We start from the raw sequence: 24,399 nt of genomic DNA on the forward strand, positions 1-24,399 counted from the left end.
GTTTTAGCAACAAGATTTATCATAACATTTCCTGCTGCTGAGTGTCAATTACTTTTTTAAAATATCTTTTCGTAATTGGCAACAGAAATTATTTTACTTTATTTCAATAATAAAGTCAACACTTTTTCTAAAACATTTATTTCACTAACATCTGTTTTTCGATGTCCCCTCTCGGGAATTACTATATTACTATCATAACAATAAAGAGTCAATACTTTTTTTCAAAATACAAATTCAAGTATGAACGCAGGCTGGACAGTTTAATCAAACGTTTGATTAATTTTTTTATAAAAGTTTTTGATTTGATTTAATCAAACGTTTGATTAGTTTTTAAGCAGTACCTGTCTCATATCATTAATATCTCTCGAATATCCTCTTCCGTTAGAGAAGAACTTCCTTTATCTTTTGAATCAATAATTTCCTCAATTAATTCTTTCTTTTTTTCCTGCAGTTCATTCATTTTTTCTTCAATCGTGCCGCGGGCAACCAGTTTGATGACTTGCACGATATTGGTTTGCCCCATCCTGTGCGCTCGGTCTGCCGCTTGTTCCTCTACCGCTGGATTCCACCATAAATCATAGAGGATCACCGTATCTGCACCAGTTAAATTCAGACCCGTTCCCCCAGCCTTCAGGGAAATAAGAAATAGGTCACGCTCCCCCGCATTAAAGCGATTGGTGAGTTCCAGCCGCTCTTCTGATGGAGTTTGCCCATCAAGATAGAAGAAAGGCATACCTTCATTAGCCATTTCTTTACCAATAAGCTGCAGCATTTTTGTAAATTGCGAAAAAATCAACACTCTTCTACCCGAAAGCTTTGATTCCTCAATAATACGAAGTAATTGCTCAAATTTCGCTGAACTGCCCTTGTAGCCTTCCACAAATAAACCTGGATGACAACAGATTTGCCGCAGCCTCGTCAATCCTGCGAGAATTTTTATTTTATTTTTACGAAGGGTATCCTTATCCAAATGCTTCAAGGTATCATGTCTTAGTTTTGCCAAATAAGCCCCGTAGAGTTTCTTTTGTTCAGGTAATAACTCAACGAAGTCAACAGATTCTATTTTCTCAGGAAGCTCTGCCAGAACATCTTCCTTCAACCTTCTAAGTAAGAATGGGCGAACTCTTCTCGCGATCTGTTTTTTGGTTAAATGGCTATATTCCTTCAAACCTTGAAATAGTTCTGGAAATACCACATGAAAAATGGACCATAGCTCCTCCAAAGAATTTTCCACTGGAGTACCTGTCAGCGCAAAACGATAATCAGCCTGTATTTTCTTAACTGCTCTTGCGGTTTGCGTAATCGGATTCTTAAATGCCTGAGCCTCGTCAAAAAACACAGTATGAAAGGTTTGCTTCTCGTACCAAACGATATCCTTACGCAGCAAAGGATATGAAGTAATGACAACATCTATTTCAGATGCTTGTTTTTGTTTAGCTGTCCGCTCCGTTTTAGTTCCGTCTAGTATGACTGCATTCACCCCTTTAGCAAACTTATTCATTTCACTTAGCCAGTTGTAGGTTAATGACGCCGGACAGACAATCAGAATCGGCAGCTGTTTTTTTCGAATGGCCGGAAGTTCTGAAAGGATATAGGTGATACTTTGAAGTGTTTTTCCGAGTCCCATATCATCTGCAAGAATTCCTCCAAATCCAAAGGAGGCAAGTGTTTTCAGCCATTTGTATCCCTGTACTTGATAGCCTCTTAAAATCGGCCTAACTAATTCAGGGACCTCAAACGCCATCCTGCTTGGATTCTGAATAGTGTCTAAAAACTGCCGGAACGATTCTTCTATTGTAAATGTTGCTGTGTCTTCAACAGAGTCAAACAGTTTTAACCCCCGAACTATAGGAACATTCAACCCAGCTTCAAGGTCTTCTGCCTGTACAGGTGCAGCTTTTAAGAAACGTTGAATTTCTTCAAATTCTCTCGTTTCCAATGAGAGAAGTGCACCATTCCGCAGTCGGTAATATTTCCTTTTTTCCTCAAGTGCAGATAATAAATCTTTGATCTGTTTCTGCGGGATACTATCCATATCAAATGTAAACTCGAGCCAGTTGGTCCGTTCCTTCTTTACTTTTACTCTAATCTTAGGAATCACATTTTCTTTAAAAATACGGTTCCTGACTGCTGTTGTAGCATAAATTTGCACAAGCTTTTGCAGCTTTGGAACAACATGATACAAAAACTCATACTCCAACTCTTCGTTATGCAAGAAATAGCCGCTGTCTGTACGAGCAAATTGGCTTTCTTCCATCAGTTGAATAATTTGATTTTCCTTTTCTATATCTCTTATTAATAATGGACCATTCTGTATTTCTTTGTTTTCCAGCGGGTTAATGACGATATTATTGTAATGGAACTCTACCCCCGCTAACAGTCGGTTTTTCAAGCGATCCAAATAAAGTTTCGCAACTAATGGCACTGTTCGATAGGAGTTCGTTAAATTTTGAGGTAATTCAACTTCTCCAAGTTTCTTTAAACCAGGGACCACACTTTTAATAAAATCATCCATTTGTTCAAGCGGAATTTCTATTTGATTCGTTTTCGAATTCTCTAGCATCTCTTTCAAGTCTGCTAATCGTTTGCAATCTGTTTCTTCAAGCCGAATAAACTTGTCCTTATATAGAACAAAGTGATATGGGTTGAGTATAGTTAAATAATCTAACCCTTTAATCCTTAAGTTATAACCTCTGCCTCTTGAGGGTCCAAAGGTGAATATTAGCGGGAGGGTTTTCTCGGTTAGTACCAACCCCTCAAACGTTTCCCCTTTATTTGCCACTTTCACAAATGGTATCTTTACTAATAATGACAAGAGCACTTCCCAGGAGGATGGCGGTATGAGTAACTGCTCTGGACTGTATACATTATTAAGGTCGTTTGCCATCGTACTTACATACATTTTTTCATCCTGCAGCACATGGGATAAATGTTGAATGACATCATCCGTCTCTTTTTGAAAGCAATGTTCATTTGGATTAAAAGTGAAAACTTCGGAAACAGCGCTTTCCTTCCCTTCTGCTACCTTCGCTAAAAACTGGCGGATATTCGCCACTTTAACATGGGCAATTTCCAATTCTATTCCTAACAGATTCTGTCCCTTCCCTATTTTGACTGGACTACAGAGAAAGTTCGCCACAAGGACTTGTCTATTCTCAAAATGAAGCTGATGCCCGCTTTTCCGTTTAGGCTGATCACGGAAAAGAGAGAGTAAACCAGTGGTCAACGCCTGTTTTGTTGAAGAATCAACATGTTCATCACTTCGCACAAGAGGTGTTGTTCCTTGGTGCTGGTGTTCATAGATAGCAATCAATACCGCTGCAATATGCTGACAGTCCGTTCTTACCGAAGCAAGGGTCGGACAACTGCATGAAGTTCGTAAATCGCCGCTTTCTTCTATATATACGGTGACATAGAAGTCTTCTGTCCCTTTAACACTTGCCTCGCAACGCTCCTGACTAAAATAATCAAAATGCACTTTTCCAGCTCTATAAAAAGAATCTCCTCGTTTAAAGGAGACTGTTCCACACATTTCTTTAATACGTTTAGGGTGTAATTTACTATTCAAATGAACAGCTCCTCTCTGAGAAAATCCCATTACAACAATACCGCTCGCACGTTTAACACAACTGTCCACCCCACGTGGACAAAATGAGCCATTTGTCCACGGACGGTGACAGGCACCAACCTCACCATCCTAAACCTATTCTACCAATTGATAATTTAAATTGGAGTGGTCGATTAGTTTTAGGTCCTTGGGTATTTTTAGGTATAGGATGCTGGTTCCTCCATAGAAATGGGTTGAGCGTCTGAAGGTTTTTTCTCCTGTGAATTGGTTGAGTGTGAATGCCTGCTGGTATTGGGAGAATTTTAGTTTTACTTTTTCTGGGTTCCCTATGGTTAATGTATTTCCATTTAAATCAATCTGAATTGGTTTTTCTAGTTCCGTTATTTCCATGTTATTTACGCCTGAACGTGTTTTGTAGTGAATAGCTTCTATTTTACCATCATTCACAGTTTTTCTCTCTACTAATACTAGGGTACTAATAAGTTCATCGTTTACGGTCGCAATGGTTAGCTCTTTCTCACCATAGTCGAGACTCCATTCCTTGCTGACGAATTTCTTGTCTATCTGATCGATATTCCCCTCAATCGCTGCTTCATATAATTCTGTGCTTTCTTTTTCTAGTTCTTGATTATTATTTAAGGTTTTGTAGTTTACATCTTTATTAGGAAGCAAAGGGCTCACACCTGTACAAATTAGGAGTATAGCAACATATCCGCCAAGCATCCAGCCTAAACGACTTCCGAGAAGGACTTTTCTCATCACCCTGCTTCTCATTACCCTTACTATTGCTATGATGACAATGAAGATGATAAGAAAAGGAAAAAGAAGAGACATTACCGCACCTCCATTCTATTTGACAAAGCAATGGAACCTGAAAAAAGCAATGCTGCTAATATAAGAGCCTTCAGAACAAACACCAAAATAGAAGATTCGGTAAATATAAATTGATAGATGCTTTTCACCCATTCATAACCCAAACTACCCACACCAAGGATTCCTGCTCCAATAAAAACTCCCGGAATGACGATCGCAAAAACTTTACTTATTTGTACAAGCGTTCCAAAAAAGTACCCTAGCCCAGAAAAGAGGAAGATGTAGAGAATCGTTGAACTGTATCCTATTATTACTTCTGAAAGGGAAGGACTAGCGGAAATATACCCCTGGCCGCCATAAAGGTACATAATTATTTTCATGAATGAAGTGGATAGCATTGCACTCACTCCGCCAATGATACTTGCGGTTAGTAAATATAGCAGATTTGATAGATTACTGCTTAAGCGATTGGAGACAAACGTAAAATCATCATTTTTATAAGCCGTTGTTGTCAGCAGAATTGCGGTAATAAAAGCCCATATGATCGTAAAAATAATAACCATATCAGCAGAATAAAACTGAATATCGATTTCAACGTTTTCACTGCTCGAGCCCATCATTCCAACACCATTAAAAGAGAAAAACACCGCTAATAACTGGATAAAAATGAGTGAGACAAATACTTGTTTATAAGCCTTAAATTTATAAAAATATTGCTTCTTCACGACATCCAGCAACCTAGTCTTTGATAAAGACATCGTCAATTCCCCCCTTTTCTTCACTTGTCAGGTATACACACACATCACTTGAGGATACTGGGGTTAACGCAAGCCCCGATGCCTTTGCCTGTTGACTTTCAGTGTCCGTTAGGGTATTTCTCACGACAGCAAACGTACGATCTAGTCCGATATTCTTAAGATAAATGACTTCTTTATTTTGCGTCCATTCCTTCACGCTCTCCGATAATCCTTGAATGCCGATGGCCCATTCTTTTAATTCTCCGATCGGAAGATGCAGCAGTTCTCTTCCCTCTTTTATCAGGAGGACATCTTCTAATAAGTCCTCCATTTCATCTAAGTGATGACTAGAAAGCAAAATCGTGCGGGGATAAGCGAGATAATCTTTAAGCAGTGCGCGATAAAAGTCTTTGCGGACGGCTGCATCCATACCCGTAGTCGGTTCGTCAAACAAGGTTAATGCACATCGCGCACATAAGCCTACTATCATATTGAATGTACTTTTCATCCCCTTAGAAAGATCGTTGTAATAGCAGGCTGATGGAAAGGAAAAATAGTCAAAAAGACGGCTTGCGAGCGCATGATCCCATTTTTCATAAAAAGCTGCTGATGCATTTAGTATTTCTTCCAATGTTAAAGATGCCGGGAAATTCATTTGATCATGAATATAAATGAGATTAGCTGAGACCATTAGATTATTAAATGGCTTTTCGGAAAAAACCTTGATTTCACCTGAAGTCTCCCGCAAGAAACCGGCAATCATTTTTAACAGCGTGGTTTTCCCGGCACCATTACGACCTATTAAACCCGTAATCTTATTTTCTTCCATTGTAAAAGAAAGAGTATTCAACGCTTTTGTTCTCCCATAGACTTTTGTCAATCCTCTGCACTCAATAACATTCATCTCCCTGCCTCCCCCGTATTTACATCCTTTATCATTTGAATGAGTTCCTCTTTGCTCACAGCTAACCGTTCTGCTTCCATTACAATATCAATAACCAATTTCTTTAAGGTTTGGTTTTTCCGTTTATTGATGATAATTTCTTTCGCATGCGGCGACACAAACATTCCAAGACCACGTTTTTTATAAAGAATGTTTTCCTCTGCCAAAAGAGTTAGGCCTTTCGCGGCGGTTGCCGGATTAATCGTAAACAACTCTGCGAGCTGATACTGCGAGTAAATTTTCTGATCACGCCCAAAATTTCCGTTCAAAATCTCTCTCTCGAGCCATTCGGCGATTTGCAAATAAATCGGCTTGCTTCCGTCCATATTTAGTACCAACCCTTTTCCTCCTTTCCGCCATAGTACATTACTGTTGTAATGTACTATATCACAATCCCCACCCCAGTAACAACCAATACTGGAAAATTTTCCAAACATAATTATTGACTCAAGTATTATTCGTTGAGGGTAGAGAGTCGATAGGCGGAGATTTTCCGGCTATTGAATCTAGAGGGAGCTTCCGAACTTGATTTAAGCGGAGTTTTTCCGTTTAACAGCTTTAAATAGGCCAAAATCCAAGGATTTGGATACAATAAGCGGAAAAGCTCCACTTAATTTAAAGGAAATATAGGTGTTTCCCAAAATAACCGGAAAACCTCCGCTTATTTTCCTAACACAACATTCTGGTCAAACATATCCCTCCAGTTAAAACAAAAAAGCCCTATTCCCTGATCTGCACAAGGAATAGGACTTAAAAATATTCTTATACTACCATCCTAATCTGATTTCCAGATGGATCACTTACTGTATAATACGCTGTTTCTTTTTGCACTTGCGAACCAAGCTGCTGCAGCTGTTGAAGAGCCGCTTCCCTGGATGCCTCATCTGGAAATACAACTGTATACCAATTGAGACCGACACTATTTGGCGGCGGAGTTGGTGCCCCCACGCCCTGCCATGTATTAATGGCAATATGATGGTGGTATCGTCCTGTTGACAAGAATACGGCTTGAGGATAATGACTGACAATCTCAAATCCCAGCCCCTTTGTGTAAAATTCTTCTGCTTTCTTCAAATCTCCCACATGAAGGTGAATATGGCCCATAACGGTCCCCTCCGGCAGACCCTTCCATTCTCCGTCACTTTCTGCCAGGATACCATTCCCATCCAACTCTTCTGTCGCCATTTCTACCAAGCCATTTTTCCAGGTCCACTCTTTTGAAGGGCGATCCCGGTAGACCTCAATTCCATTTCCATCAGGATCATTAATATAGAGCGCTTCGCTAACGTAGTGATCTGCTGCCCCAAGCGGGTAACCCGTACCAAGTAAATGACGCAAAAAGACAGATAAGTCTGCGCGGCTTGGCAGCAAAATTGCAAAGTGATAAAGTCCTGACATTCTGCCTTCTTTCGGAATCACATTTTCCGGCTGCAGAAGGGTCACTAATGTTGTTTTTCCATCTGTTGTTAAGGCTGCCCTGCGATCTGACTGTTCAAGAACCTGAAACCCCATGATATTTTGATAAAATATTAGCGCCCTTTCTAAATTTTCCACTTTCAAGCTGATTTCGCCGACGTAAATATTTGGTTTCTGGTGAAAACCTTCCATAATTTTTACCCTCCATTCACGGTTCTTCTTATTATTCAAATACATTACAAAAGAAATTCACATTGATGCAGTTAACTAATAAATTACGTAATTAAACCCATGCTTTTTGTCAGTGCTCCCCTAAATTTACAGATAATTAAAGTAATTCACTTTTTCTTTACAAATCTTTACATTCCCTTCATTAACATTATCAAAAGGACTGCCTATAATCATAGTGAAAGTTACAAAAACGAATCAAAGGGGAGAATGATAAAATGGATCGCCGTTTATTTTTAACCTACGTTGGAAGCAGTACTGCCGCTTTAGTTGCCGCATCATCGGGGATTGGAACATTAACAGGAAGCGCTATGACAGGAAACCACTTAATGAATGGAAAGCCGTCTGGAAAGGGCAAATCACTAACTTCACCGTTCAAAGCCATAAGCCGCACCTGGGAAAATGATGTGGTACTCCCAAAGGGATACAACTACTCAATTATCGCTTCTTATGGTGATAAGATTAACTCTTTGGGTGAAAAATTTGGGGATGCCGCTGACCTTACTGTCTATTTTCCAATTGATAGCTTAAAAGGCGGAAACAATTCCGAAGAAGGCTTGATTTGGGTCAATCATGAGTTCCCTGAACCTGAGAACTATATGAAATTGTTAGGAATCAATCCATCTACTTTTAATAAGGAGAATCTAGCAAACTATCCGGAGCTTCTTAAAATGGAAAAGGAAGCTGTCGGCGGTTCTGTCATTCACGTAAAAAAAGAAAAAGACGGATGGAAGCTTGTCGTTGATGATACATATAATCGCCGTGTCGATGGTAATACCCTGATTGAATTAACCGGTCCTGCACGCGGAAGCAAGTATGTCGGCGGTGCTAAGACTGTAGTTGGTTCATTAGGAAATTGCAGCGGCGGACGTACTTTATGGAATACCGTATTGTCTTGTGAAGAAAACACAGAATATGGCGATGACTATGGATGGCCAAATTTCACGGATGAACATTACGGCTGGGTTGTCGAGGTTGATCCGTTTGATCCAAAGAGAACTGTACGAAAGCACACTGCTCTCGGACGCTTTGCTCATGAAAATACCGCAATGGGCTTAACCAATGACGGCAGAGTGGTTGTTTATATGGGCGATGATAAAGGTGATGCATGTTTCTACAAGTTCATTAGCAAAAAGAAATTCAATCCTGCTAATCGAGAAGCCAATTTTGATATCTTAGAAAACGGAACTTTATATGTTGCGAGCATGAGCCAGCAAAAATGGATTGCACTTGATTACGCAGCCAATTCTAAGCTTCAGAGCCAATTTGCTGACCAAGCCGATGTCTTAACCAATGCTCGTGCAGCTGGAATTGCTGTTGGCGGTACAAAGTTAGATCGCCCAGAAGATGTAGAAATCCACCCTCATGACGGATCCGTTTTCTTAGCATTAACAAACAACACAGGCCACGGTAATTTCCATGGACAAATTGTTCGATTTGTTCCCACCAATGGTGACCACGCAAGTGAAGCCTTCAAATTTGAAGTATTTGTTGCCGGCGGACAGCAAAGCGGGATTACTTGCCCAGACAACCTTCACTTTGACAGCAAGGGAAACCTTTGGGTGGTAGAAGATTTTGGTGCATCTGAAACGAATCAGTATGCTGATTATAAAAACTGTGGTGTATTCATGATTCCAACTGACGGAAAACAATACGGGGAACCTTTCCAATTTGCCTCCGGACCAAAAGGCAGTGAATTAACAGGTCCTTGGTTAACGCCAGATGAACGAACCTTATTCTTAGATGTACAGCATCCAAGTACTTGGAATCCATACCCTGGTCAAACATTCGGCCGTTCTTGTTTGATTGCCGTACAAGGCGGGAGCTTTAAGTAAAACTTCGGAAGGAGCCATCCTCATCATGTTTGTTTGTTCAAACCATGTTAGAGATGCCTTGAAGCTTATGTTTCTGCCTCATATTAAATTAATTGCAGAGGAAGAAAGCTTTCGCTGTCATCTTTGTAAAAATAAAGCAAAATATAAGCTTTTTAGTTTTGGATATATAAGAAAAAAGACAAAAGAAGCTATGTAAAGGAGGTTCTTCCATGCTTCAGAATATTGGCATTCCTGGATTAATTCTCGTCCTTGTGATCGCACTAATCATATTCGGACCATCAAAACTGCCAGAACTAGGCCGTGCTGTCGGTTCCACCTTAAAGGAATTTAAAAAATCAACCCGTGAACTGGTCTCAGATGATTCCACTGATAAGTCTCAGTCCAAAAAAGAAGAAAAAATGATATAAAAAGTGATCAATGAAAGATGCGGGCAGCAGGTTGTCCTTGCATCTTTTTTAAGGAGGGAAAAAGGTTGACGAAACAACAAGACATGGATTTGATTGGTCATTTGGATGAATTACGAAAAAGACTAATCATCATACTCGGAACCTTTATGGTATTACTCATTCTTGCTTTCGTTTATGTAGAGGATATATATCATTTGCTTGTTCAGGATTTAGAGGTGAAATTGGCCATTTTAGGGCCTAGCGATATTTTATGGGTGTATTTAATGCTATCCTGTGTTATTTCTATTTCAGGAACAATCCCTATGGCCGCCTATCAAGTCTGGCTGTTTGTTCGTCCAGCATTAAAGGAACTGGAAAGGAAAGTGACACTTGCTTACATTCCGGCGTTATTTCTCCTTTTTATCGCAGGAATAAGCTTCGGATATTTTGTCATTTTCCCGATCGTCTATCAATTCCTTCTCTCCCTGTCGGAGGATATGTTTACGACCTTCTTCACCACAGAGAAATATTTTCAGTTTCTGCTGCATATGACACTGCCATTTGGATTTCTGTTTGAGCTTCCTGTTGTGATTATGTTCCTGACAAGTCTTGGAGTATTAAATCCCTACCGATTACAAAAGATTAGAAAATACTCCTATTTCGTTCTCATTGTTACAGCCATCTTAATCACACCGCCAGATTTACTATCTGATATTTTAGTTATCATCCCTCTTATCCTTCTATATGAGTGCAGCGTATTATTATCAAAGTTCGTTTACCGGCGAAAACAAAGATTAACATTGGCGGCATGAGTTCTAGTTCTTATTCACTAGTGTACGAAATAGAATAGTTTATGACTTCTATCTGAATGGTTAAAGGGGATGTTTTTATGAAGATTCAACGTCTTGGGCACGCGATGTATGTTTTGAAAAGTAAGGAAGGGAAGAATTATTTAATTGATCCGTTTTTCGATTTGAATCCTGGTTTTCCTGAAGAGTTAGATACAGCAAGTTTCTATCAATCTATCGACTGTGTTTTTCTAACACACGGTCATTTTGATCATACAAGCGGGCTGCCAAAGATATTAGAACACAAACCGGAAACGATGATTGTCGCCCAATACGAACTGGCATTAATTCTTCTCCAGCAAGGAATCAAAAATGTCCTTCCTATTAATATTGGCGGGTCGGTATCGTTTGATGACGCAACCGTAACAATGGTTCAGGCCCGGCATTCTTCCTCTTACGGGGAAACAACTGGCACTCCGGTATATGCCGGAGAATCAGCGGGATATGTGTTTGACTTTAAGAATGATTATACTCTCTATCATTCTGGCGACACCGCCTTAATGTCAGATATGAAACTGATTCAGGATGTATATCAGCCGGAAATTGCTATACTTTCTTCTTCCGGGCACTTTACAATGGGACCGAAGGAAGCTGCCTATGCGGTAAAGAATCTATTAGACGTGAAATATGTAATCCCTAGTCATACCTTCCCGACAAACGAAACAGCTGCATCAAAAGAATCCTTAACCCAACTGCTGCAGGCATTTCCTGTAGTGGAATTCATGATTGATCGAGACAACGAGTTAAAAGAGCTGCTAAAGGATTACAGAAAAACAGCAGTCATTCAGCTTGGTTATGGGGAAGAAAAAGAATTTAACATAAAAAACAATAAATAATAGAACCATAAAGAAAAGGATACCGCCGGTTGGCGGTATCCTTTTCTTTATGGTTCTAACACTGTCCGCCTGAGGTGGACAGTGTCCACGAGCGGTGACAGGCACCACATTGGCACCACACACTATTGATTTAGATAAGCCCAAGCATATTGCGCATAGAGTTCGGCTCCTGTTGCAAGAGCGTCTTCGTCGATGTTGAATTTGCCGTGGTGATGGGCCCATTCTGTGTCTTTGTCAGGATTTCCACTTCCGACGAGGGCAAAGCTGCCTGGTGCGTGGTCGAGATATTCACTGAAGTCCTCGCCGCCCATGGTTGGTTTTTCGTTATAAATCACATCATTCCCAAACGCTTCACCGGCAACCTTTTGAACTAGGTTTGCACTAGATTCATCGTTAATGACCGCTTTGGTCCCGCGAATATATTCCACTTTTGCGGTTGCGCCGTACATAGCAGCAACCTGGTCCGCGTAATGCTGAAGCTGGGTTTCGATATGGTCTCTTGTTTCAGGGTGGAAACAGCGGACGGTTCCTTCAATAACTGCATTTTCTGCAATGACATTAAACCTTGTACCTACGACCATTTTTCCGATCGTTAGGACAGCTGGATGCTGCGCATCAATGGTTCGAGATACTACGGTTTGAACATTCATGACGAAAGATGAAGCGACAATTGCAGCATCAATACACGCATGAGGTATCGCACCATGCCCGCCTCTTCCCTTGAACGTAACTTTAAATAAATCTGCCGATGCAAAGGATGGGCCAGGAGTACAGGATACTTTGTGTGTCGGCATTTGCGACCAAATGTGGATTCCAAACACGTTATCTACACCGTCCATTGCACCTTGTTTTACTAGCGCTTTTGCTCCTTCTGCTACTTCTTCTGCCGGCTGGAACAATAGCCGGACATTCCCTGGCAATTCTTCCTTTATTTCATTAAGTGCTTTAGCCGCAATCAATAGCATAGCCGTGTGGGCATCGTGCCCGCATGCATGCATTTTCCCATTCTCTTTGGAGGCATATTCCAAATCGTTATTCAGTTCCTCTACCTGTAATGCATCCATGTCGCCTCTCAAGGCAACCGTTTTACCCGGCCGGCCACCTTTGATTTCCGCAATCACACCAGTAGGTTCTGTTTTCCGATAACTGATTCCTAATTGATCCAGGTACTCACAGACAAATTGAGTCGTTTTGAATTCCTCCCAGGACACCTCAGGCTCACTATGAAGCTGCCGACGTAATTGCGTTAGATCTTCACTATATGTTTCAATAGCTTCTTTTATTTTTGCATGAATCATTACTATTCCGCCTCCGTTAACTTTTTAGCTGCCTCATATAGGACCTGGACAGCATTTGCTATATGACGTGAATCGGACCATTCTTCTGGACAATGGCTCAACCCATCCTTACTCGGAATAAACAGCATTCCTACATTCGTAAAGTCGGAAAAGACCATCGCGTCATGACCTGCACCACTGTTAATCGAACATTTAGGGATATCCAGCTCACTCGTTTTTTTCTTTAGTAATGAAACAATATCCTTATCCATTTCTTTTGGCTGAATATATAGAAGCTGTTCAACAGAGACCTCTATGCCTTTATCACTATAGATACGAGCTAATTCTTTCACTTTTTGGATGACATTCAATACGTTCTCTTCTTTACCTGAACGGATGTCCACGGTAAACACTGTTTTATCAGGAATGACATTTGCTCCATTCGGAAAAACATTCAATCTTCCCGTTGTGACAACCGTACCATCCCCCTCCGTTTGGGCAAGCCCGGGGAATTGTGCAATCATCTGAGCTGCAGTGACCAATGCATCCGCTCTGCGATCCATTGGCGTTGTCCCAGCATGCCCTGCCTGACCCTTGACGGTTACTTCTAATTGAGTTAGACCAACAATTGCTTCTACCACCCCAATTGGAATCCCCTTTTCTTCAAGAATCGGACCTTGTTCAATGTGCAGCTCCAGATAGGCTTTCATTGTCTTCGGGTCCCTCTTTTTAGGAAGTGAAGGGTCGAGACCGATTTTCTTCATTGCTTCTACTGCGGTAATACCATCTTTATCTATTAAACTCTTAAATTCTTCTTCCTTTAATAACCCAACGATTCCGCGGGATCCCATTAATCCTCCGCCAAACCGCGCACCTTCTTCTTCAACTAAGGCAATTACTTCCAGCGGATATTTTGGTTTTACTCCATTCTCAGTGAAAAGCGCTGCAACCTCGAGTCCTGCCACTACTCCCGCAGGACCATCATAGGAACCGCCATTGGGGACAGAATCAAAATGAGAACCGATCAGGACGCTCGGCGCATCCTTCAATGTTCCTTCAAGCTTTCCAAAAATATTCCCAAACCCATCCTCACGAACATCCAGACCGTATTCCTTCATTTTCTCTTTAATATACTTACGAGCCTGCAGGTCCTCTGAACTATAAGTTAGCCGAGTGGTACCTTGACCAGGTGTAGCAGTAAAGGTACTCAAGGTGTCAATATGACTTTCCACTCGCGACTTCACCATTTCAAGATTTGTTTCTACTTTTGTATCCATTTACCTCAAACCCTTTCTTACAAGAATCCTACAAAGATCCCTGCTAGTACGACCGATACCATGGTTACGGTGATGAAACCTCCAACCAGCATAGGAGGGAGCATATGGCTAGTCAGTATTTCTCGTTCTTTTTCATCCTCTGTTAAGGATTTAATGACTTCATTTGTGATAATGTAATCGGCTGGGAATCCGTACAAAGCCGTCAGTGAAACGGCGAACGCCATATCCTTGCTCACCTTTAGAATCTTTCCTGCAATGAAGGAGAAGATATACATCCCGATGACCCCTAAAACAATGGTGCCGACAAGCGGATAAATAATTTCAAGCATCATGCTTGGTGTCGCCTGTTTTAAACCGTCAAAAATAAAGAGCATAAGTGCCATCAAGGCAAATCCGAAACCATTTGCTTTTTGTAATACCTGCTTTTCCAAGAATCCAACACTTGTTGCGATAACACCGAACAGTAAGCAGAGAACAAACGGGCTGATCGTAACAATTGGTGCTGCTAGAGTTGAAGTAAGATAGGCAAGGTATGCTACCAATGATAGTCTTAAAAACTTAAAGAAATCTGTATTATATTTCTCTGGCATATTTTTAAAGAGCTTTAATTCAGGTTTCACTTCCACTGTTGTTGCCGCAATTTCTGCTGCAGCCTCATTTGAAAGTTGTCCGCTGCGGTATTGCTTCAAGAGCCTCTTACCCTCTTTTTTCAAAACAATAGAAGTGATAGGGTATCCAGCAAAACCTTGCATAACATAAATAACAATGGCAAAAACAGATAAAGTAGCAAGACCTGCTTCCTTCGCTCCCTCTGACATAATCAAGGCAGATACGACACCGCCCACCAAAGGAGGAATGGCAACTACAATGGTCTCATAACCAAAAATGAATGTTCCAATTCCAAATAAAACAGCGATAATTCCTAAAATTCCTGAAAGGGCAATAACAATGGTTTTCCACTGTTTTTTCAATTCCTGTAGCGATAATAAAGTTCCCATATTTGTAATTAATAAGTACATCATCATCGTCGCAACAACTGGCGGAACACCTGCAAGTGCAACGATATCCTGCGGGAAGAATGTCCAATATCCTAAAAGGAATAAGACCGCGCAAACGAATATTGAAGGTACCCATGCCTTGGTTCGTACTGCAATTAAATCTCCGATAAATAAAATGGCCACTAAAATGACTAATGCTAACATCTGCGACATAAGAGTCCCTTCTTTCTTGGATGAATTTACTAATCCTTCGTTTTACGAAAGATTAAATCTATTATTAGAATAATAATATAATTATACTTTTCAGTCAATTTAAATTATTTAAAACTTTCTTGCAAACGTTTCCAATTGCTATTTTCAGCAATAAAGTAAAATTTTACTATTTTAAAAAATAAAAAAACTATTCTGCAGTAACGTAACATAAAAAAACACACCCCCAATCAGAACATTGAGGGTGCACTTATTAGCCTTTTAATTAACAATCGGAACAAATATTTTCTCGTAGAGATAATCTCCATCTACTTCATTTATTTTTATAACAGAGGCATTTTCTACTGGTTTAAAATCCTTCAAATCCTCTATCGGCCAATTCATCAAAAACGTTAGCAGCATATGAATAAAGGCTGCATGTGTGACAATAACAACATTTTCATAGCGTTGCTGCTGTCTCGCACGCTCTACCACGGTATTCATGAACATCGTTGCACGTAAATACACATCTGCTAATGACTCCCCATTCTGAAAGCGAAAATAAAATTGACCTGCTGCTTTGAATTCCTTCTTCTTCTCAGGTGTGCGGTCGGTAAAGTCATAAAGATTGCCTAGTTCCCACTCTCTTATTAATGGATTCTCGTAAAAAGGAATACCCTCTGGCAAGGCAGAATGAATGGCTTGAGCCGTTTGCATCGTACGTAAATAAGGAGAACTGTACAAAACAGTCTTTGGAGTGACAATTGTTTTGAAGAATTCTGCCGTTACCTTTGCTTGTTTATGACCGAGCTCCGTTAAATTATGCTGCGAGTCATGCGTATGTGCCATCACGGTTTTATCCACATTATGCTCTGCTTCACCATGACGGATAAGATAAATATTCAACCATTTTCAACCCCTTCTCGTAGTCTATTACTTCTATTCTACTTCAGCAGGCAGCCCCATTACCTTGTAAACGTTCGACAACATTTTACACCATACAAAAAAGCACCTTCCCTTAAGGAAGGCACCACTTTAAAAATTATTTAAGAAAAGACGAATTACATCTGCTCCCCCAATTATGGTTCCTAAGGAACCCCCAATATTGGTAAGAATGATAACCAGAAGGACCCTTGTAAATTTATTTCGCCAAAAGCCCTTAATAGAGAAAACATCTTCTGATAGTGTTTCAAAGTCAGCGACACTTGGGCGTTTGATGTAAGCTTGTACAATTCCCGATACCCACCCTGCTGCCAGCAATGGGTGTAAGGCCGTGATTGGGGCGGCCAATAGGGCTGATAAAATAGCCAGCGGGTGTCCTAATGCTGCAGCAGCACCAATAGCTGCTGAGATCCCAGTCCAGAGAATCCAGCTAATTGCTTGATCCATACCAGCGGCTGGATTGAGAAAGAAGGTTAGTGCAATAATTGCAACAATTAACACTGGAATTGCCCATCCGATGATTTGCGGTGTTTTAGATTTTGGCTTTGTTTTTGTGAGAGCTTGTAAGTCCTGTTCATTGTGAATCTCTTTTGTGATTCCTGGAACGTGTGCGGCCCCTAGAACTGCCACAACTTTTTTCCCGGGTGCTTCTTTAATTTTCTGAGCTAGGTATTGATCTCGTTCATCAATTAAAGGTTTCTTTAACCTGGGAAAGGCTTCCGAGATTTCAGCAAGCGAGGCATTCAATGTATCCTGCGTTTTCATTTTCTCTAGTTCTTCTTCAGAAATAGATTCTTTATTGAAAATACTGTAGAAAATTGAAGTGAGCAGCTGGGCCTTTCCCCAGACACTTACATTCCCCCAAATCCGCGAGAATGTAATTTGGATATTACGATCAGCCAAAACAAGCTCAGCACCTATTTCTTTTGCTGATTCAATCCCTTGGATCATTTCCTGTCCTGGTTTTGTATCAAATTGCTTCGCTAATCGATTTTGAAACGAAGAAATGGCAAGATTCATTAACAGGAGTGTAGCCTTCTTTTCTTTAATGACCTTAAAGATATCTGTTTCTCTCCATTTACTGCCTTCCATAATCGACTTGTAGCGTTGGTCATCCAATTCAATACAAACAGAATCTGGACGCTCCCTGTCAATAACCTCTTTAACCTGCTCTACACTTAGTTTAGAAACATGAGCGGTACCAATTAATATAATTTCTTTGCCATCCAAATCAATTCGGGTTATATTTTCTTCCGTCATAATCTACTTCCTTCATCCTAAATATACTTATTTCCTAAAAATGTCTCTATCCTTATAATGAAGTAGAACTCGGAGAATTTCAACAAATTATATTTTGATGCTGTTATCAAAAAAGCTTAATAGATATGAGGTGAGCGATATCCAACAGTTACTCCTGCTCCAGCAAGTGATTGATTATATCGAAGAACATATAAGAGAAGAAATTGAACCAGAGCACTTAGCAAAATTGGCGGGATATTCCCCCTACCATTTCTATCGTGTTTTCCAGAAGCATACTGGGTTTACATTGATGGACTATGTTGTAAAGAGAAAGCTGCAATATGCCTTGCATGAATTGGTTAATGGTAAAAAAATCATTCAAATTGCCTTGGATTATGGATTTGACACCCATGCTGGTTTTACAAAAGCTTTTAAAAAATGCTTCGGCAGCCCTCCAAGTTTATATAAGATTCATTGTCCCAAATCGCTGCCGCAAAAATTGGATTTGTTGTCTATTCATCAAAAGAACACTGGCGGAATCGTCATGCAGCCGATGATTGTGGAGAGACCGTCCTTCTTTGTTGCAGGTAAAACCTTCTCCATTAATATGGAAAATGTATCTTACACAAGAGATGCACCGGCAATATGGGACCAAGAAGGGCTTGCAGACGGTTCTATTGAAAGAATGCTGTATCAATACCTAGCCCCTAAAAAGCATGGAGAGTACTGCATTAATCTAAGTCCTTCAGATGCAGAAGATAAATTTATCTATTTATTTGCTGTAGATTTAGACAACGATACTGCACTGCCGGCTGAACTAACATCCTTACAAATACCAGCAGCTACATATGCTGTGTTCAGAACTCCCTTGGTTGAAGTGGAGAAGTTTGCTTCCGCGATCAAAGGAACATGGAAATATATTTTAGAAGACTGGTTCCCACAATCCTCTTATGAAGTGGATGACGAGGCCTATGACTTTGAATACTATGATGAACATTGCCACCACTGGGATTATGAAAGAATCTATATGGAGATTCATATTCCTATAAGAGACAGGGGATGAATCTTCTAGGAATAGAAATAAGGAGCATTTTAGGGAAAAAAGGGCTAAACCGCTATCGGGTCACGTTTCCTATCACAAAACCCGAAAATGCAATCGAAAGTGTAACCTAACATTAATAAATATAAGGCTCAGTTCACACTGAGCCCATTTCTAAAATATAGCACTTTAATTTATTATTGTTTGCTTTCTTTTGATTAAAACTAACTAGCATAACTGATAACAGTATAGGAATTATCTTTTAATATGTAGGATTTACTTGCCAATCTTTTATTTTTTCTTCAATTCATTAACAATTTCGTTAATGCGTTTTTCTACTTCATAAAGGTTCTGTTGCATTCGATCACGCCGGCTGGTCAAGACCTGCAATTCCTTTTTTAATTCCTCTGTTTTGCTCATGATTTCCCCCTTGCTGATAATTGTGATATATCATTAGTATGCTAGTACCCGCCGTCCTCAGACAAGGAAGAAAATGTATGGTATTGGCAGACATTCTTTTTTAGGAAACTGCTTCGTTAGCAGTGAGTAAGTTTTTTTTACAAACTTTATTTCATTTTTACACTTATATCCAATTATTACGTGCTATCTAAACATTTTATGTAAGACAATTAGAGGTAAAATTGTAAGTTTAAACGCAAATCTATTTCGGCTCAACATGAACAATTACATCATATACTTTGTGTTCCTTCATCAATGTATCCTCAACAATCGTTGCAATGTCATGTGCATGATGTAAATCCAAATTGGAATTAACCAGTATGATGACATCGACGACAACGTTGTTGCCATAATTTCTCGCTTTTATATCCTTAACTCCTTTAACACCGTTACAATTAATAACAGTAGTCTTATATGAATCTAATTGCTCTTGATCAAATCCATCCGTTAAATGGTGTGAAGCTTCACGAAAGATTTCCCATCCAGTTTTACAAATGATTAATCCCACTATAATCGCTGTAACCGGATCAAGCCAAGGCAGCCCAAATTGGGACCCGATTATGCCAACAAAGGTACCAATACTAACCCAAGCATCGGAAAGATTATCTTTTGCAGCAGCCATAACCGATTGGCTGTTTATTTCTTCTGCCAATTTCCGATTATAACGATACACAAAAAACATGACGAAAGCACAAAAGAGGCCAGTCCATGCAGATAGTAAGTCGGGGGATTTTTCAAATCCTTTAAATACACTTGAAATTGCCACGTATGTAACTTGTAATCCTACTCCCATCATAATAAATGAAGCAACCATCGAGGCGACCATTTCCGCCTTCCAATGTCCATATGGATGATCATCATCAGGCGGGCGCTGGGAAAGTTTAAGACCTATTAGTACAGCAATCGAGGCAATGATATCTGTGGCATTATTAAAACCATCAGCTTTTAAGGCTTCTGAATCCGCGATATATCCAACTGTTATTTTTAATAAGGACAAACAAATATAAGCAATAATACTAACAATTGCTCCACGTTCTCCTCTTTTCAAATCCAAATATGCCTGCTCTTCCATTTTGTTCCTCCAAATTAAAACTACCTTATTTATTATGGAACAAAGACTTCGGGTGGGTCTAGAGAAACCTTTTGTCACTTTCCTAACAAAGTAAAAGGGGTGAAAAAAAGTTTCTTATGGTAAACACCTCACCATCATCTAGCATTCCCCTTATATTTTTTTTTACAAGGACGGCTTACTTTCTTCAAATATTATTAGTATTTGTAGTAAAGAAGCGCTCCGGCGAAATAGAATCCTTAAATAATTGTGGTTGTGCCTGGAACTTTTTGAGACCTTTCATCTAATTATTTCGTATATAGAACACGGAAGTATAAAAGAGGTGAATTCGTATTGAACCTTTTAAACATAAAGGAGTTACAGGATAAAAAAGATGAGATCATTCAATATATTTTAGGCAGTAACAAGAAGATGATACATAGCACGATTGCTTTCACAGGAAAGGAGTACGATCCTCAATTTTGGGTTTATAGAGGTGCAAAAGACAATTTCGAAAATGAATTAGATGGGTTAATATCATTGTGGGTAAGATTTCTTTTTGATGTTGAAGAATGGAAATATGAATATGATCGTGAGTTTGCCACTAACATTTATGACTATTGGATAATGAAAGAAATGACAAAGTATAGATTCTTGAAGGTGAGTAACAAAAGTACGTTTAACTATATCTCAACCAGAGCTAATGAAATGAAAGAAAAGCTATTAAATATAAGAAAAGAACATCCACTTGACAGCTATGATTTAGAATATCCTACCGCAGCAGGAATTTATGTTGATAAGAGAATAAGTAAGGAGGAAAACTTTAATTTCTGTATTAAAGGTAACATTATCAATGCGATTGAGCTTAGCACTTCTGAAAATTGGGCTGGCTATAGAGAATTGTTTATTGAAACAGAAAAGGAATATATATTTTTCTCCGAGTAGAAGGTATAAGGAAACATTATTTTTGCAAATTTTAATTCCCAAAACATTTTTGGAACTTTTATCCAATAGGGTCGTATATAAAAGGAGAGAGTGACATAGGGGGAATTTGTTGATGAAAAAGATTTTGTTTAGTGTACTAGTTATTTTTTTACTTGCATCGTGTTCAAGTAAAACATCATTCGAGAATAGAAGCGCACAATTACCTGACGAAATAAAAAAAGTTATCGAAACTTTACCATCAGATAGTAAAGATGAAATGCTTTTTCCTACTAAGCTGCTATCAGAATCATATACGGTGGACTTCGGATACACAAGCGAACCAGTCTATGATTCAAATGGAAAAATTGTTCTAAGTTATCTTATTTATGCCAGTGAAGAAGGCGATTGGAATATAACATTAAACACATTTCATATCCCTAGTACCCCAAGTAACGAGTCTAAAGATACTGAAACCGTGAAACTAAAAAATGGTACAGTAGCCACATACAGCGAAACAAAGGATGGTTTACAAAGAGTAATCTTATGGACTGATGACGATATTACACACGAAATTTCTTTAATAGAAAATCCAGAAAGAAGTAAACCGAAATATACAAAAGAAGAGTTTTTAGAAGTCGTAAACACACTGCAATAAAACAGTTGGAGTCGGTGGAATGAAACTTAACAGGATTAATGTCTTAGGCTGGTTAATTATAATATTTTTAGGTATATGTACGTTCTTTTTAAAAGAAGAACTATCTATATTTACAACTGGGTTAGGCGGACTTATTTGTGTAATAATTGGTTTCACGTTAGCTTTCTATAAACTAAGAAAAAGTTAAAAAGCACCGCAAAACTGCGGTGCCAATTGATTTACATTTTAGCTAACTTTACGTATTAAGGTAAAACCGTAAGCCCTTAGAATACTCACCCTCGCGTATTTCTCACGATGTGGTTATATAAGAAAAGAACAGGCATTAAAATAAGCGCACTAAACACTATTGCTATTTTAATCGTAAAGTTTGAAGCAATCACACCTATTACGGGACCGCCGCCAATTTGTCCGATTGCGTCTACCTGGCCTTTGACTGAAAAAAAGGTAGCACGCGTAGAAGAATCTGGGATCATTTTATTCAGCCAAACGGTCTCTAACGGATACATAATGCTTCGTGAAATTTGAATGATGATATAGAAAATGAACAATCCAACAGCAAATGTGGTAAAGGCAAAACCAATTAATGAACCGATAATGAGAATGCTCCCAATAAAAAGGGCTACGTAAATATGCTTTAGGTGCTGGTGGATGGAACTATGATCAATAAAGTGGAGCGCTGCAAATGTCAAAAGAACGACAATGAATTGCACCCCGCCCATCAATAACACTAACTGACTGTCTGATAGATTTGATAGCCCTGATTGCTCAATTAAGTGGGGAATCCACAGCCGGTCAAAGCCCTCGCTATAAAAGCCAAAAAACAACGCAATCAGAAAAAGGATTCTCATGAGAGAATTGACTCTGGAAAAATAAAGAATTTGTCTCATGTTTTCCTTTATATTCTTCCAGACCGAAACTCTCTCCACCTTTTCTGCTGGTTTAAAATTCTCCTCTTTCATAAAGAAAACTAAAAGAATCGATAGCACTACCAGCCCAATACCGCCTAAGACAATTGGTAAATTGAGCAGATAATACCCTGCCAGCATACTCAATGGAATGGCAAGGACCTTTCCAAGATTACCTGCCTTGGCCCCTTTGACATAGGCTGAAGAAGCCCGTTCTTCCCCAATCTCATCTGCAATCCACGCTTGATGAGAGCCACTCGTAAAGGTGTACCCAATCCCCCAGATAATTTGAGATAGAATCACTGCTGTGAAAATCGGAAACATCCCCTCTATGATAAAACCTATCCCAATTAAGAAAAAGCCAATAATCACAGATAGCTTTCTGCTTTTTAGGTCAGACAGAATTCCAGTTGGGATCTCAAAAAGGAAAACAGTCGCCTCCAAAACCGTCCCGACTAACACCAGCTGCAATGGATTAAGTTGAACCGTTTCCACGTGATATAACAAGTTTACCGTAAATACAAAGGTAAAAAATAATTGTGATAAGAAACAGGTGTAAATATAGACCTGATATGGATCCTTGTTCTTTAAAATGTTCATCTTCTTTCCCCCTCACCTTAAGTCTATAGCGAGAGGCCCCTGATTTCTTTTCCTAATTTGCGATTATATTTGTTCGATTATTCTAAATCTTATATACTTAATAATCTAAGATATTGTTATCACGGGGGTAGGAATTTGGAGTATTTATTTGAAGCGGTAAAAGAGTTTGCAAACTGACACTCTATTCATTTATATCGAATTGCAGTTCTGGTAAAGAAGAGAGGAGAACTTTATGTACAATGTATTATATTTCTATCCAGTCTTGAAACAGAATAAGGATAGGTTTATAGAAATCAACAAAAAGGCATCTCTTATTAACGGGTTACTTTGTTTAAAAAATAATTAGAAAAGCCATTTAACAATTTAGATCTGTTAAATGGCTTTCTATTTTTATTGAAATTCTCATGATAATTAAAGTTGGTTAAGATTTAAAACTTCACTGATTGGGTTATATACTGATTTCTCTAACTTCAGCCTTCCTTTTCTTCTTTCCCCCTTACAGGTACGCCGCCTGCTTTTATTCCCATCGATTCGCGGATCTTGATTAAATCAGCGATTTCGGAACCATTTAATTCGTTGGCTTTTTTCAAGACATTATTGGAGTACATTAAGATCGTAGCGTAATGTTCAAGAGATTCCATCCGAAAATGAGCCTCCATTAAATCCCTTCCCCATGTCAATGCTCCGTGGTTGGCCAAAAGGACGGCATTATGTGTCCTGCAGTATGGGGCAATGGAATCCGGTACTTCTTGTGTTCCCGGTAGAGCATACGGGGCAACCGGTACATTCCCTAACAACACAATAGCCTCTGGTAAAACTGGTTTATCAAGCGGAATACCAGCTATTGCAAAGGAGGTTGCAACCGGAGGATGCGCATGAACAACTCCGTTCACTTCTGGGTTTTCATTGTACACTCTTAGATGCATTTTGACCTCGGATGATGGTTTCAAATTTCCGGCAAGGACGTTACCAGAAAGGTCCAACTTAACCATCATGTCAGGCGTCATATAGCCTTTACTCACTCCGGTAGGTGTTGTCCAAATTTCATTAGTCCCCACTTTCACGGATATATTTCCATCATTGGCTGCTACATAATTTCGGTTATATATTCGTCTTCCGACTTCACAGATCATTTCCTTCGCTTCCTGGTCGGAAAGGTACGTTTGCTTATCTTTCATAATTTAGAACTCCTTTATCATTATCCTGCTACCATCAATATTCTTATTTTATGTAAGGT

Annotated in this window: 24 protein-coding genes; 9 read left to right on the forward strand and 15 right to left on the reverse strand. The window is 39.4% G+C overall.

Features of this window, described 5'->3' with window-relative positions; genetic code table 11:
* Positions 1 to 346: 346 nt before the first annotated feature.
* The 6 genes from SFC47_RS23990 to SFC47_RS24015 all read right to left on the reverse strand — a co-directional run bounded on the left by SFC47_RS23990 (position 347) and on the right by SFC47_RS24015 (position 7,669).
* Positions 347 to 3,568, reverse strand: a complete 3,222-nt coding sequence (locus SFC47_RS23990; protein ID WP_411257078.1) for an SNF2 helicase associated domain-containing protein — start codon at positions 3,566 to 3,568, stop codon at positions 347 to 349.
* 135 nt (positions 3,569 to 3,703) lie between these two features.
* Complete coding sequence (locus tag SFC47_RS23995) at positions 3,704 to 4,402, reverse strand: hypothetical protein (protein ID WP_411257080.1); 699 nt, start codon at positions 4,400 to 4,402, stop codon at positions 3,704 to 3,706.
* Positions 4,402 to 5,139 (reverse strand): hypothetical protein, encoded by a 738-nt coding sequence (locus tag SFC47_RS24000; protein ID WP_411257082.1) that lies wholly within the window; start codon positions 5,137 to 5,139, stop codon positions 4,402 to 4,404. Before SFC47_RS24000 ends, SFC47_RS23995 begins: the two co-directional genes overlap by 1 nt.
* Positions 5,120 to 6,022, reverse strand: coding sequence for an ABC transporter ATP-binding protein (locus SFC47_RS24005; RefSeq protein WP_411257084.1), 903 nt, complete (start codon positions 6,020 to 6,022; stop codon positions 5,120 to 5,122). The genes SFC47_RS24000 and SFC47_RS24005 overlap by 20 nt, the downstream gene beginning before the upstream one ends.
* Positions 6,019 to 6,399 (reverse strand): GntR family transcriptional regulator, encoded by a 381-nt coding sequence (locus tag SFC47_RS24010; protein ID WP_411257085.1) that lies wholly within the window; start codon positions 6,397 to 6,399, stop codon positions 6,019 to 6,021. Before SFC47_RS24010 ends, SFC47_RS24005 begins: the two co-directional genes overlap by 4 nt.
* Positions 6,400 to 6,823: 424 nt before the next feature.
* Positions 6,824 to 7,669: a VOC family protein gene (locus tag SFC47_RS24015; RefSeq protein ID WP_411257086.1), complete on the reverse strand. Its 846-nt coding sequence runs from the start codon at positions 7,667 to 7,669 to the stop codon at positions 6,824 to 6,826.
* Positions 7,670 to 7,923: 254 nt separating this feature from the next.
* Here SFC47_RS24015 and SFC47_RS24020 point away from each other — a divergent pair, with 254 nt between their 5' ends.
* The 5 genes from SFC47_RS24020 to SFC47_RS24040 all read left to right on the forward strand — a co-directional run bounded on the left by SFC47_RS24020 (position 7,924) and on the right by SFC47_RS24040 (position 11,610).
* Positions 7,924 to 9,540, forward strand: a complete 1,617-nt coding sequence (locus SFC47_RS24020; RefSeq protein WP_411257088.1) for a PhoX family protein — start codon at positions 7,924 to 7,926, stop codon at positions 9,538 to 9,540.
* A 25-nt stretch (positions 9,541 to 9,565) separates the two neighbouring features.
* Entirely contained in the window at positions 9,566 to 9,736 is a 171-nt protein-coding gene (locus tag SFC47_RS24025) for a hypothetical protein (RefSeq protein ID WP_411257089.1), read from the forward strand.
* Between the two features lie 13 nt (positions 9,737 to 9,749).
* Entirely contained in the window at positions 9,750 to 9,947 is a 198-nt protein-coding gene (locus SFC47_RS24030; protein ID WP_411257090.1) for a twin-arginine translocase TatA/TatE family subunit, read from the forward strand.
* Between the two features lie 83 nt (positions 9,948 to 10,030).
* Positions 10,031 to 10,738, forward strand: coding sequence for a twin-arginine translocase subunit TatC (gene tatC / locus SFC47_RS24035; RefSeq protein WP_411257125.1), 708 nt, complete (start codon positions 10,031 to 10,033; stop codon positions 10,736 to 10,738).
* Positions 10,739 to 10,815: 77 nt separating this feature from the next.
* The gene (locus SFC47_RS24040; protein ID WP_411257091.1) at positions 10,816 to 11,610 is read left to right on the forward strand and encodes a metal-dependent hydrolase; all 795 of its coding nucleotides are present in this window, start codon (positions 10,816 to 10,818) and stop codon (positions 11,608 to 11,610) included.
* 122 nt (positions 11,611 to 11,732) lie between these two features.
* On the opposite strand, the gene SFC47_RS24045 is transcribed toward SFC47_RS24040, so the two are convergent.
* The 5 genes from SFC47_RS24045 to SFC47_RS24065 all read right to left on the reverse strand — a co-directional run bounded on the left by SFC47_RS24045 (position 11,733) and on the right by SFC47_RS24065 (position 17,553).
* The gene (locus SFC47_RS24045; RefSeq protein WP_411257092.1) at positions 11,733 to 12,908 is read right to left on the reverse strand and encodes an amidohydrolase; all 1,176 of its coding nucleotides are present in this window, start codon (positions 12,906 to 12,908) and stop codon (positions 11,733 to 11,735) included.
* A 2-nt stretch (positions 12,909 to 12,910) separates the two neighbouring features.
* On the reverse strand, positions 12,911 to 14,164 hold the full coding sequence (locus SFC47_RS24050) for a Zn-dependent hydrolase (RefSeq protein WP_411257093.1): 1,254 nt from the start codon (positions 14,162 to 14,164) through the stop codon (positions 12,911 to 12,913).
* 17 nt (positions 14,165 to 14,181) lie between these two features.
* Positions 14,182 to 15,375 (reverse strand): hypothetical protein, encoded by a 1,194-nt coding sequence (locus SFC47_RS24055; RefSeq protein WP_411257094.1) that lies wholly within the window; start codon positions 15,373 to 15,375, stop codon positions 14,182 to 14,184.
* Between the two features lie 258 nt (positions 15,376 to 15,633).
* The gene (locus SFC47_RS24060; RefSeq protein ID WP_411257095.1) at positions 15,634 to 16,257 is read right to left on the reverse strand and encodes a histidine phosphatase family protein; all 624 of its coding nucleotides are present in this window, start codon (positions 16,255 to 16,257) and stop codon (positions 15,634 to 15,636) included.
* A gap of 129 nt (positions 16,258 to 16,386) precedes the next feature.
* Positions 16,387 to 17,553: a TraB/GumN family protein gene (locus SFC47_RS24065; RefSeq protein ID WP_411257096.1), complete on the reverse strand. Its 1,167-nt coding sequence runs from the start codon at positions 17,551 to 17,553 to the stop codon at positions 16,387 to 16,389.
* 97 nt (positions 17,554 to 17,650) lie between these two features.
* Between SFC47_RS24065 and SFC47_RS24070 the strand changes: the two genes are divergently transcribed.
* Positions 17,651 to 18,595, forward strand: coding sequence for an AraC family transcriptional regulator (locus tag SFC47_RS24070; protein ID WP_411257097.1), 945 nt, complete (start codon positions 17,651 to 17,653; stop codon positions 18,593 to 18,595).
* Between the two features lie 267 nt (positions 18,596 to 18,862).
* On the opposite strand, the gene SFC47_RS24075 is transcribed toward SFC47_RS24070, so the two are convergent.
* Positions 18,863 to 18,991, reverse strand: a complete 129-nt coding sequence (locus tag SFC47_RS24075) for a hypothetical protein (protein WP_281271575.1) — start codon at positions 18,989 to 18,991, stop codon at positions 18,863 to 18,865.
* Between the two features lie 241 nt (positions 18,992 to 19,232).
* On the reverse strand, positions 19,233 to 20,102 hold the full coding sequence (locus SFC47_RS24080; protein WP_411257098.1) for a cation diffusion facilitator family transporter: 870 nt from the start codon (positions 20,100 to 20,102) through the stop codon (positions 19,233 to 19,235).
* A 330-nt stretch (positions 20,103 to 20,432) separates the two neighbouring features.
* On the opposite strand from SFC47_RS24080, the gene SFC47_RS24085 reads away from it, so the two are divergent.
* From SFC47_RS24085 to SFC47_RS24095, 3 genes are all read left to right on the forward strand, one after another.
* A complete protein-coding gene (locus SFC47_RS24085; RefSeq protein WP_411257099.1) occupies positions 20,433 to 21,023 on the forward strand; it encodes a hypothetical protein in 591 nt (196 codons plus the stop codon).
* A 112-nt stretch (positions 21,024 to 21,135) separates the two neighbouring features.
* A complete protein-coding gene (locus tag SFC47_RS24090) occupies positions 21,136 to 21,657 on the forward strand; it encodes a hypothetical protein (protein WP_411257100.1) in 522 nt (173 codons plus the stop codon).
* A gap of 19 nt (positions 21,658 to 21,676) precedes the next feature.
* Positions 21,677 to 21,844 (forward strand): hypothetical protein, encoded by a 168-nt coding sequence (locus SFC47_RS24095; RefSeq protein WP_411257101.1) that lies wholly within the window; start codon positions 21,677 to 21,679, stop codon positions 21,842 to 21,844.
* Between the two features lie 85 nt (positions 21,845 to 21,929).
* On the opposite strand, the gene SFC47_RS24100 is transcribed toward SFC47_RS24095, so the two are convergent.
* Positions 21,930 to 23,162, reverse strand: coding sequence for an MFS transporter (locus SFC47_RS24100; protein ID WP_411257102.1), 1,233 nt, complete (start codon positions 23,160 to 23,162; stop codon positions 21,930 to 21,932).
* Between the two features lie 470 nt (positions 23,163 to 23,632).
* The gene (locus SFC47_RS24105; RefSeq protein WP_411257103.1) at positions 23,633 to 24,340 is read right to left on the reverse strand and encodes a class II aldolase/adducin family protein; all 708 of its coding nucleotides are present in this window, start codon (positions 24,338 to 24,340) and stop codon (positions 23,633 to 23,635) included.
* Between the last annotated feature and the right edge of the window lie 59 nt (positions 24,341 to 24,399).

Source organism: Neobacillus niacini (genome assembly GCF_046591715.1).
Lineage (GTDB): Bacteria > Bacillota > Bacilli > Bacillales > Cytobacillaceae > Neobacillus > Neobacillus niacini_L.